This window comes from Mesorhizobium sp. M1E.F.Ca.ET.041.01.1.1, from assembly GCF_003997355.1.
In the GTDB taxonomy this organism is placed as follows: Bacteria; Pseudomonadota; Alphaproteobacteria; order Rhizobiales; family Rhizobiaceae; genus Mesorhizobium.
On sequence record NZ_RZSL01000163.1, the window covers coordinates 1 to 11,114 of the forward strand.

Here is an 11,114-nt window from a genome sequence, read left to right on the forward strand (position 1 = left end):
GCCATGACCGTGTTGGCGGGAAGCGGAAGCTGACCGCCGGGCAGATTGCCGACCTGGACGATCGTGCCGCCCCGGCGCACGTTGCGGATCGCCGATACGAGCCCGGCCGCCGTCCCGGAAATCTCGAAGACGGTGTCGAACGGAGCCCGGCTCGCCGCCGCAGAAAGCTCGTCAGTGCCGCCGGAAATGTCGATGACGCGATCCGCGCCGAAGGTCTTGGCGAAAGCGAGCGGTGCGGCCGCGATATCTATCACGGTGATTCCGCCGGCGCCGGCGAGCCTGGCTGCCAGCATGGTGAGCAGGCCGATCGGCCCGGCGCCGAAGATCGCCACATGCGCGCCCTTCACATCGCCTGCCCGCGCCACCCCGTGCAGGCCGACGGCCAGCGGCTCGGCGAGCGCCGCGGCGGCGAAGGACACACCCGCCGGCACTTTCACGCATTGCGCCGCTGTCGCGTCGAACAGCTGCGCAAAGCCGCCCTGCATGTGCGGTGTCTTCGAGGCCGAGCCCATGAAGTAGATGTTGTCGCAGAGATTGGGACGGCCCTCGCGGCAGCGCGGACAGGACCCGCACCAGCGCGACGGATTGACGGCTACGTGGTCGCCGGCCTTCAGCCCCTCGGCTTCGCCATTGACCTCGATGACCTCGCCGGCGACCTCGTGGCCGAGGATCAGCGGCGAGGTGACGACGAAGTCGCCCGTCCGGGCATGGCGGAAATAGTGCAGGTCGGATCCGCAAATGCCGCCGGCCCCGAACCGCACGCGCACCATGCCGGGCGCCAGCGCGCTGAGCTCGCGTTGCGTGAGGCGCAGATCCCCGGGACCGAACAGCGTCGCCGCGACCGTGGTGGCGCTCACCGAACGAGCCCCATTTGTATCGGCAGCCACAAGGTGATCGCCGGCAGGAACGTGATCAGGATCAGCGCGACGAGCAGCGGCACGAGCCAGGGCAGGATCGCCATCGTCGTGCGTTCGACCGAGAGGCCTGCGACCCGCGAAAGCACGAACAGCACCATGCCGAGCGGCGGGTGCAAGAGGCCAACCATCAGGTTGAGCGTCATGATCAACCCGAAATGGACCGGGTCGATGCCGTAGACCGCGGCGACCGGAAGCAGGATCGGCACGAGGATGGTGATCGCCGCGATGGTGTCGAGGAAACATCCGACGAGCAGCATGAGGATGTTCACGAGGATGAGGAACACCCATTTGTTGTCGGTGAGCGCGAACACGAAGGTGGAGAAGGCCTGCGCGGCCTGACTGACCGTCAGCAGCCACGCGAAGATCGAGGCCGCGGTGACGATGAACAGGACGGATGCGGTCGTCTCGATCGTATCGAAGCTGGCTTTGGCCAGCGTCCTGAACGTCATCGAGCGATAGCGGACCAGGCCGAGGAAGAGCGACCAGATGACGGCGGCCATCGCCGCTTCCGTGGGCGTGAACCAGCCCATCGTCATGCCGCCGATCAGGATCACCGGCGTCATCAGCGCCATGACGGCCGAGAAGTCGAAATACCAGTCGGCCGCAATGAGAACCAGGAGCGACAGACCGACCGCGGCGTTGATGGAGAACCCCGTCTGCATGAGCAAATAAACCGCGACGGGAAAGCAGGACACCACCAGCACTTCGCCCGACGCGGCGGCCAATTGCCTCAATTCGAAAGGCGTGTCGGAGCCCCAGCCCCGTCGATGCGCGAAGATCGCGACGGTGATCATCATCAACGCGGTCATCACGACGCCGGGAAGGATGCCGGCCATGAACAGCGCGCCGATCGATACGTTCGCCATCATGCCATAGATCACGAAGGGCAGCGACGGCGGAAAGATCGGGCCGAGCGTCGCGGAAGCGGCGGTCACGCCGACCGCCGCCTCGACCGGATAGCCATGGTCCTTCATCGCCTTGATCTCGATCGTTCCGATGCCGGCGGCGTCCGCGAGCGCCGTTCCCGACATGCCGGAAAATATCACGGAGCCGATGATGTTGACCTGCGCCAGGCCGCCCTTCATCCAGCCGACGAGCGCCAGCGCGAAGCTGTAGATGCGGCCCGTCACGCCGGCGATGTTCATCAGATTGCCGGCCAGGATGAAGAAGGGGACGGCGAGCAGCGGAAAGCTCTCGACGCCGGCGATCATGCGCTGCGCGGTGATGATGTCGGGCGCGACGCCATAGATCACGAGGTAGAGCAGCGAGGCCGTCGCCATCGATACCGCCACCGGAGCGCCGACGAGCATGAGGACGAGAAAGGAGCCGATGAGAAGAAGCATGGGCCTAGATCCCGTCGAACGCCCCAGGGCGCTCCAGCACGGAATAGCCGCGTCTGACATTTCCCGCGAAGACCTGGATCGACCGGACGAGCATGAGGGCGAAAGCGGCGAGCACCGCGTAGAAAAAGACGTTACGCGGCAGGTCAATCGTGGTCATGCGTTCCCGGGCCACGATCGACACGTATCGCCACATCAGCACGCACATGTAACCGAAGAAGCCGATCCTGACGACGTCGACGAAGAGGGCGAGGAAGCGCCCGCCGGCCGCCGGCAGATAGTGGTAAAGCACGTCGACATGGATATGGCGCGACAGGCGCACGCACATTGCCGCGCCGAGGAAGACGACGACCACGAGAAAGTTGATCGCGACCTCCTCGGTCCAGGCAAGGCTGTTGTTCAAGACATAGCGGGTGAAGAACTGCAGGAAGACGCAGACCACCATGCCCCAGAAAGCGGCCAGCGTCACCCAATCCTCGATGGCATAACGGGACAGATCGACGGGCGCTGCCTCCTCCTCGAAGGAGTGGGCGAGTTCTTCGGCGGTGACCTGGGTGTGGACCTCTTGCGTCATCGGTACGGCTCCAGCGGAACGGGACTATTCTGGCTTCTGTCGGGAAAGGGCCCGGCGCCTGCCGCGCCGGGCCCTTGGGCTGGCTACTTGACGGCGCGGATCGCCTCCCAGTCCGCCTTGCGGTAGCCGAAGTCCTCGAACTTCACCTTCTCCATCACGGCGTTCTCGAAATCGGCCTTGTCGACTTCGGTCACCGTCAAGCCCTTGCCCTTGAAGAACTGGACGAGCTTCTGCTCGCGTTCGACGATCTTCTTGGTGGCCCGGGCGGCCGCCTCCTGCATGACCTCGGTGAAGATCGCCTTGTCCTCGTCCGAAAGCTGCGACCAGCGCGACTGCGAGACGATCGTGTTGAGATGATCGACGATGTGGCCGGTCAGCACGATGTTCTTCTGGACCTCGTAGAACTTCTTGGCTTCGATCGTGGTAAGCGGATTCTCCTGCGCCTCGACCGTGCCGTTCTGCAGCGCCAGATAAACTTCCGCGAAGGCGATTGGCGTGGTGTTGGCCCCGCAGGCCCGCGGCATGGCCAGATAGGCCGGCACGTCCGGAACGCGCATCTTCAGCCCCTGCATGTCGGAACACTTCTCAATCGGGCGGTTGGAGGTCGTCTGGCGCGTGCCGTAATAGGTGGTCGCGACGATGTGGTGGCCAGAGGCCTCCTCGTAGCCCTTCGTGAGTTGCTTGTAGATGTCGCTCTTGGTGTAGGCGAGCAAATGATCGGCATTGCGGAACGTGTAAGGGAAATAGGTCACGCCGATGGGCGGGTATTCGCGCGCGGCGAAACTGGAGCCCGAGATGATGATATCGACCGTGCCGAGCGTCAGGCCCTGATTGATGTCGGCTTCCTTGCCGAGCTGCGAGGCCGGGAAGACGTCGATCTTGTAACGGCCGTTGGTCCGCTTCTCTATCTCCTGCGCAGCCCACACGGATTCGGTGTGGAACGGTTCGGACGTTTCGTAGACATGCGCCCATTTCAACACGGTCTGCGCCGATGCAGCCGAGAACGGCAAGACGAGTGCGGCGATGGCGCCGAGAACTGCTGCGTATCGGAATTTCATGGCAAGATCTCCTCCCTGTGATGATCGTCCGAACTGCCGCCCGGTCATTCCGTGTGAATGATGGGCGGTTCCTTCTTCCCCGCCGTCTTCGCGACAGCGGACCCCTCGCCGAAATTGCGCGAAAACCTCTCTTGCGACAGCCGCAGATGGTGCCGCATGGCGGCCTTCGCTCCGCTGGCGTCGTGCGCCGCGAGCGCGTCGCGCACCGCACGGTGCTCCTCCAAAGCCGCCTGCCAGGTGGTGCGATCCTCGAAATAGCTCGAAAGCCGCTCGAAATAGGGATTCATGCGCTGATCGAACAATTCGCCGACGACGCGCACGAGAACGGCATTGCCGAGGATGGCCGCAACGCCCGTATGGAACTCGCGGTCGAGTGAAATCGTGGTCCTGGTCGGGTGGCGCTGCCGGTCCATCCGCCCGAGCAGCTTGTCCAGGATGCGAATATGCTCGGCTTTCACATGCTGGGCGGCTTCCTCGGCAATTGCGCCTTCGATGAATTCGCGGGCCCGCAGAAGCTCAAACGGCCCTTCTCCGGCGCTCGGCATCGGAGCCGAGCGGGGCGGCTCGGTCACGTAAATTCCCGAGCCGACCCGAATGCGGACGCGGCCTTCGACTTCAAGCGCGATCAGCGCCTCGCGGATGGTCGGCCGCGAAATGCCCATGCGCTCGGCCAGCTCACGCTCGGTGGGAAGGCGATCACCGGCCGCGTATTCGCCGCTGTCGAACAATTGCCGAAGCTGATCGGCAACCTGCCGGTACAGCCGGCGCGGAACGATGGCTTCGATCGGCATCGATGCCCAACCTCCCAGACAATGTCCAAGCCAATATGAATCGGTAAATTGGCCTGACCAATTCAAAGTGTCGCAAAAGAGGTGGCGAGTCAACCGTAAGACCGTATGTCCGCCTCGGTGAGGTGGCTCACCCTACACTGCGTGTCCGAGGGGCCGAGCAGATCCTCACCACAGGAGGACGAGCCGTGGCGGACTATAGAGAAGCATTTGTCAGAATCGATGTTGCGAAGCTGAAGAACGACTATTGCGGAGGCGGTCCGGGAAGGAGAAGTTCGCTTCTTCGGTGAGGTCGACGCGTCGGTAGCCAGCATGCGGCGGGTCATTGGCCGGATCGCCAGCCGCTTTGATCACGTGCATTTCTGCTACGAGGCTAGGCCGACAGGATACGGCCTTTATCGCCTGATCCAGTCGCTCGGGCATGAATGCACCGTGGTTGCGCCGTTGTACCGAGGAAGCCAGACGATCGGGTGAAGACGAATCGCCGAGACGCCATTGCCCTTGCCCAGCTATTGCGCGCCGGCGAACTGACTGCGGTGTCGGTTCCCGAGCGAAACCACTGTCCGGAAATTAACGGAACCCCTGTCCGGCTTTTGCGAAATGCGCACGGAAAGCACCTTCATTCGCCATTTCCTGGATAAGCGGAAAATGCTGTTTGACGGCGAGGCCAGGCCGACGAGGTGCTGCCGGCACGATAGCGATGTGCCCCGCGACTTAGGCCGTTGGCCGCATTGCAATGGACCTTCCGGGCCGACGAGGTTGAGCGGAACCCAGGCACCTTCCTCCTGGCGCTTTTCGATTTGAGGAACCCCCGAGGAGTGGGGCCGTTTCCTCGTTAGGAACCAAGTCGCTATTGGGAGGTGCACATGTCTATACGAATAGCCATCGCGTCGGCGTTCATCTTAGCGATCGCTTCGCCGGCCTTTGCCAACTGCACACAGGAGTTGAAAGCACTCGAGCCAAATGTCATCACTGCCGAAACGGGCGCAGTCACTAACAAGTCGGGTATTCCGGCGACGAAGCACCAAGCCGAGGTCCTGGCCGGCAAGCAGCAGGGCGGCAATACTGAGGTTACTGGATCAACGGCGGGAACTGTGAAGCCAACAACTCCTCATCAGGAGCAAGTGACTGGCAACCGCAGCGCTCAAAGCGCCGAACATCCCAGCGAACTGATGGCTGAAGCCAGTAAGATGGCCCAAGCTGGAGACGAACAAGGGTGCATGAAAAAACTGGCAGAACTCAAGGACGCTCTTGGCATTAAGTAACTGCCGGCTCGATCAACATCGGTGCACCAATGGCACGTGCCGCGGAGTGAGCCCAGGGCTCGCCGCGCACGAGTGCCTGTTTATACGGGCCAATCAGTCATGAGCTCTCAGATGATCGCAGGGGTTCATGAGCTGGCGTCCGTCGGGTGGATGGCTTATGCTGATGATTTTGTCTGCCGTGCTGCTTGATAACCTTGAGATCTGCTGCGGTTACCTTGATAAAGCTTGGATTGAAGCCAGGCGCAAAGAAATCTTTCGCTCCCATCCGTCCGAATGTACGCATGAATGCGATTGAGGCTGTCCCCATCTTCCCCGCGAAAGTGTGAGGGGGCAGGCCTACAAAACGACGCGCCGCAGTAGTTTCCTCACGTCGCCACAAGTAAAATCGTCGAAGCCGGCATGGCGCCCGAGGCCATAAGATTCCGCCGCTGTGTGGGATTGCTGCGATCGTCACCGCTCTACTCCTACAATAAAATCGGTAACATAGCCGTGATTAGTTGTCAGGTGCCCCCTTGTAGCCGCACACACATAATATTTATAACATTTAGACAAGCCTAATTTTAGTTAGACTTTTCTGCTTACCCGGGATGGTATACAAGCTAACAGCCTTCGCCACAGGCAGCTCTGCCGCTCGACGCTTATCGACAAACCTTCGGCCGGAAGGCACACGCTATGATGTGATGGGCAGCTTGGCTTGTGGTGGGCGGATCCGGTGTCGCACAAACCACAGGCACCGTAGCACGAAGCTTCGCGCATTTATGTTAGGATGCTTAGCCCCTATATGGCGAATGAGGGTTGTGGATAGTAACGGCATATTCACCATACCAGGGCATCTTGATTGAAGGCGCTTCCGTCGCGCCTACCCTGAGCCTGCGTCATTGACGACGCACCCCCGCCGAATACCGGCGGCCGACGTTTTCATGTACCCCAACCCGCCCCCTAATCAGTATGCGTCGGCCGCCGGCTTTATGAGGACGCAACTTCTCCGCCAACGGCGTTTGGTCGCCGCGCAGTCGCCTACCTAGGCTCAAGCGCTTTTCACGTAGCTGCTTCGCTAATCACAAACGAGCGGAATCTCGAGGTGAACCGGGCCTACTATTTACGAATGCTCTCTAGCTTGCGGGCCGGCGGTGCCTAGGTGTTTAGCATGCCTTCAACTCCGTTTATGCTATAGCGGAAGCCGTTCTGGCCGGGCTGGGTTGCTCTGTCTCGATGAAGCTCGTTATGGCCGCGGAATCCACCGTGAAGCCAGACGCCTGTCTGGCAATCGAATTCCAACACCAAAAAGTCTGAACATCGGAATTTCAAGTCCGAGTCTGACTCTGAGAACAGGCGGTTCCGAGCCTGTCCATAGGGCATGGCCGCCTTTCGGGAGATCACTTAGAGGCCTGATCGAGACAGCCCCGCTTGCGATGCCACGGCTCACAGTCAGGCGCAAAAATCTCGTCGGTCGGAAGTCCGAATGGCCCTAAAGCTTGCCCGAGCAGACTGATGGTGCACGCGGCACGCCAGCCGCCTGCACAATATTTAGGCCGCCTGCCTGCTGGGTGCATCGCAGGGTGATGGAGGCGATCCAAATCTATTGGGAAAGCCCGATTCGCGCTGATTTCGACGGTTTGGCACGGCTGTTGCTTGGCCCTGACGACCAATCGGTTTCGTTCAGTCAAAGAGGGAAAGATGAACCGTCGCAATCTGTGCATGCTGGCCTTCGCCGCCCTGGTTGGAATGGCCATGGCTCCGTCTCCGCGGGCGCGGGCTGACGCTTTGAGCAACATCGGCACGCGGGGCACCGTCCGCATTGCCGTCCCACAGGATTTCCCGCCCTTCGGCAGTGTCGGTGCCGACATGACACCGCAAGGCTACGATATTGATATGGCTAATTTGATCGGAGAAAAGCTCGGCGCCAGGGTCGAAATCGTCCCGGTCACCAGCGCCAACCGCATACCCTATCTTCAGACCAACAAGGTCGACCTAGTCATTTCGAGCCTCGGGAAGAACCCGGATCGCGAGAAGGTCATCGACTTCTCCAGCGCCTACGCCCCCTTCTACAACGGCGTGTTCGCCCCGGCAGATGTCGCGGTCGCCAAGGCCGAAGACCTCGCCGGCAAGACCGTCGGCGTCACCCGCGGCGCGATCGAAGACCTCGAACTGACCAAGGTCGCGCCCGCGAGCGCCGATATCAAGCGTTACGAGGACAACAACGGCACCATTTCCGCTTTTCTTTCAGGCCAGGTCGATGTGATCGCGACCGGCAATGTCGTCGCGGCCGCCATCATCGAAAAGAACCCGCCCAAGCGGCCCGAACTCAAATTCCTGATCAAGAACTCGCCTTGCTATATCGGCATGAACAAGCAAGAGCCGGCGTTGATGGCCAAGATCAACGGCATCATCGCCGCCGCCAAGTCCGACGGGACCCTCAATGCAATCTCCGAGAAATGGCTGAAGGTCGACCTGCCGGCGGATCTGTGATCCCCGGCTAATCATGAGCTCTCACTTCGATTTCGGCTGGCTGATCGATTATTTGCCGGTACTGCTCAAGGGTATCCGCATCACCGTGCAGCTCATCTTGATCGGCGCGACATTCGGCGTGGCGCTGGGCATTGCCTGCGCCTGGGTCCGCGCCCTCGGGCCGAGGTGGCTGAAACCCGTTGTCACGATCTATGTCGAACTGATCCGCAACACGCCCTTCCTCATCCAGCTGTTCTTCATCTTCTTCGGCTTGCCGTCGCTCGGCATCAAGATGTCGGAACTGACCGCTGCCAACCTCGCCATGATCGTGAACCTCGGCGCCTATAGCTGCGAGATCATCCGCGCCGGCATCCAGGCTACGCCGCGCGGCCAGTTCGAAGCCGGTGCCAGCCTCGCAATGAGCCCCTTCCAGACCTTCTGGCATGTGGTTCTGGTCCCGGCGCTGCAGCGCATCTGGCCGGCGTTGTCGTCGCAGGTCGTCATCGTCATGCTGGGTTCGGCCGTGGTTTCGCAGATCGCCGCCGAGGACCTGACCTTCGCCGCCAACTTCATCCAGTCGCGCACCTTCAGAGCCTTCGAAACCTACATCGTCTCGACCCTGATCTACCTGGCCCTTGCGATCCTCCTGCGCCAGCTACTGGCCGGCCTGGGCTGGATGCTGTTCCCGAGGAAGGCGTCACGATGAGACATGCGCCATGACCCAGTTCACCTTCTGGGACATCCTGCGCAACCTGCTGCTGGCCGCGCGCTGGACCGTTCTGCTGTCGCTGGTCTCCTTCATCGGTGGCGGCATCGTCGGCACGGCCCTGCTTTTTCTGCGCATCGGCGGCCGGCGTGAGACGCGGCTTCTGTCACGCGGCTATATCCAACTGTTCCAAGGCACGCCGCTCTTGATGCAGCTTTTTCTCGCCTTCTTCGGCCTTGGCCTGTTCGGTATCGACGTTCCCGCCTGGCTTGCCGCGACTGTCGCGCTCGTCCTGTGGACCGCCGCCTTCCTCGCCGAAATCTGGCGCGGTTGCGTCGAGAGCATCGGCAAAGGGCAATGGGAGGCATCAGCAAGCCTTGGCATGGGTTATCTCCAGCAGATGCGCTACGTCATCCTGCCGCAGGCGCTGAAAGTGGCGGTGCCGCCGACGGTCGGCTTTTCGGTACAGGTTGTGAAGGGCACTGCGCTCACCTCCATCATCGGTTTCGTCGAATTGTCGAAGGCCGGTTCGATCGTCACCAACGCCACGTTCCAGCCGTTCACGGTCTACGGCCTGGTCGCGCTCATATATTTTGCCTTGTGCTGGCCGCTGTCGAAATTGAGCCAGCTGCTGGAAAGGAAGCTCCATGTCGCTCATCGCAATCACTGAGGTGAAGAAGCGCTTCGGCGACAACGAGGTGCTGAAGGGTATTTCCATCGATATCGCTCCAGGCGAGGTCGTCGCCATCATCGGCAAGAGCGGCTCCGGCAAGTCGACGCTGCTGCGTTGCATCAACGGGCTCGAGACTATCGATGAAGGCTCGATCGTCGTCGCCGGCGTCCAGTTGCTGCCCGATGAGACACATCTCAAGGCCCTGCGCCTAAAGGTCGGCATGATCTTCCAGCAATTCAACCTGTTCCCGCATCTCACGGCTGGCGGCAATGTCATGCTGTCGCAGATGGTGGTGAAGAAGACGCCGAAAAAGAATGCCGAGGCGGTCGCGCGAAAGATGCTCGACCGCGTCGGCCTCGCCCACAAGTTCGACGCATTGCCGGACGAGCTTTCAGGCGGCCAGCAGCAGCGTGTGGCGATCGCCCGGGCGCTCGCCATGCAGCCGATCGCGCTGCTATGCGACGAGATCACTTCGGCGCTCGACCCCGAGCTCGTCGCCGAGGTGCTGGCCGTCGTCAAGGAACTGGCCGCGCAAGGCATGACGCTGGTGATGGTTACGCATGAGATGCGCTTCGCACGCGATGTCTGCTCGCGCGTCGTCTTCATGCATCAGGGTCGCGTCCACGAGATCGGTGCCCCCGGTGAGGTCTTCGCCAATCCCAGAACGCCGGAACTCAGGCAGTTCCTTGGAGCGAACTAGACGTCATGCAGATTGTCACGACGATCAGGCGGGCGATGCGACCGCGGCGCGCTCATTGACATCGGCACAACACTGGCTATTTGTAGCGCCGGAAAGTGGATGGAGCGTTCCGTCCGCTTCGCGGATGGCGCCCCTACCCGTGTGATCCGCTAAACGTCCATCGGCACGTGAGCCGATCCGGTCGCAGCCTACCCGGTAAAAACAAGGAAGCCTGGTGAAGACAATCGTTATCTGTTCCGGCGGATTGGATTCCGTCACGCTCGCCTACAAGGTCGCAGCCGAAAGAGCCCTCACCCGTCTCGTGTCGTTTGACTACGGCCAGCGCCATAAAAAGGAGCTGGACTTTGCGCGGATGTGCGCCTTGCGCCTCGGCGTGCCGCACGACGTGGTCGATATCACCGCGGTCGGACGCCTCCTGACGGGATCGGCGCTGACCAGCGGCGGCCCGGTCCCCGAGGGGCACTATGCGGAAGACAGCATGCGCGTCACTGTCGTACCCAATCGCAACGCGATCATGTTGGCGGTAGCCTTTGGTATAGCCGCGGCGGAACAGGCCGATGCCGTGGCGGCAGCGGTCCACGGCGGGGGTCATTTCATCTATCCGGGCTGCCGCCCGGCTTTCGTCGAAGCCTTCGAGGCCATGCA

General features: G+C 61.5%; 11 protein-coding genes and 1 pseudogene. 7 read left to right on the plus strand and 5 right to left on the minus strand.

The window, feature by feature from the left end:
- The 5 genes from EOA38_RS15610 to EOA38_RS15630 all read right to left on the minus strand — a co-directional run.
- A partial coding sequence (locus EOA38_RS15610; RefSeq protein ID WP_127299617.1) for an alcohol dehydrogenase catalytic domain-containing protein occupies positions 1 to 857 on the minus strand: 857 nt, incomplete at its 3' end.
- On the minus strand, positions 854 to 2,260 hold the full coding sequence (locus EOA38_RS15615; RefSeq protein WP_127220356.1) for a TRAP transporter large permease: 1,407 nt from the start codon (positions 2,258 to 2,260) through the stop codon (positions 854 to 856). The genes EOA38_RS15615 and EOA38_RS15610, both read right to left, overlap by 4 nt.
- A gap of 4 nt (positions 2,261 to 2,264) precedes the next feature.
- On the minus strand, positions 2,265 to 2,831 hold the full coding sequence (locus EOA38_RS15620; protein WP_126090146.1) for a TRAP transporter small permease: 567 nt from the start codon (positions 2,829 to 2,831) through the stop codon (positions 2,265 to 2,267).
- A gap of 83 nt (positions 2,832 to 2,914) precedes the next feature.
- A complete protein-coding gene (locus EOA38_RS15625; RefSeq protein WP_126090147.1) occupies positions 2,915 to 3,889 on the minus strand; it encodes a sialic acid TRAP transporter substrate-binding protein SiaP in 975 nt (324 codons plus the stop codon).
- A gap of 44 nt (positions 3,890 to 3,933) precedes the next feature.
- Positions 3,934 to 4,680 (minus strand): FadR/GntR family transcriptional regulator, encoded by a 747-nt coding sequence (locus EOA38_RS15630; protein ID WP_127299618.1) that lies wholly within the window; start codon positions 4,678 to 4,680, stop codon positions 3,934 to 3,936.
- A 185-nt stretch (positions 4,681 to 4,865) separates the two neighbouring features.
- Between EOA38_RS15630 and EOA38_RS40370 the strand changes: the two are divergent.
- From EOA38_RS40370 to EOA38_RS15665, 7 genes and pseudogenes are all read left to right on the plus strand, one after another.
- Positions 4,866 to 5,228: pseudogene (locus EOA38_RS40370) on the plus strand (transposase); the annotation flags it as partial.
- 315 nt (positions 5,229 to 5,543) lie between these two features.
- Positions 5,544 to 5,942: a hypothetical protein gene (locus EOA38_RS15640; protein WP_127299619.1), complete on the plus strand. Its 399-nt coding sequence runs from the start codon at positions 5,544 to 5,546 to the stop codon at positions 5,940 to 5,942.
- A 1,698-nt stretch (positions 5,943 to 7,640) separates the two neighbouring features.
- Positions 7,641 to 8,411, plus strand: a complete 771-nt coding sequence (locus EOA38_RS15645; protein ID WP_210211983.1) for a transporter substrate-binding domain-containing protein — start codon at positions 7,641 to 7,643, stop codon at positions 8,409 to 8,411.
- A 13-nt stretch (positions 8,412 to 8,424) separates the two neighbouring features.
- Positions 8,425 to 9,096 (plus strand): amino acid ABC transporter permease, encoded by a 672-nt coding sequence (locus tag EOA38_RS15650; protein WP_126090152.1) that lies wholly within the window; start codon positions 8,425 to 8,427, stop codon positions 9,094 to 9,096.
- 10 nt (positions 9,097 to 9,106) lie between these two features.
- On the plus strand, positions 9,107 to 9,766 hold the full coding sequence (locus tag EOA38_RS15655; protein ID WP_126090153.1) for an amino acid ABC transporter permease: 660 nt from the start codon (positions 9,107 to 9,109) through the stop codon (positions 9,764 to 9,766).
- A complete protein-coding gene (locus EOA38_RS15660; RefSeq protein WP_126090154.1) occupies positions 9,744 to 10,469 on the plus strand; it encodes an amino acid ABC transporter ATP-binding protein in 726 nt (241 codons plus the stop codon). Before EOA38_RS15655 ends, EOA38_RS15660 begins: the two co-directional genes overlap by 23 nt.
- A 214-nt stretch (positions 10,470 to 10,683) precedes the next feature.
- Positions 10,684 to 11,114 (plus strand): 7-cyano-7-deazaguanine synthase (locus EOA38_RS15665; RefSeq protein WP_145965975.1); only part of this gene is annotated, 431 nt, incomplete at its 3' end.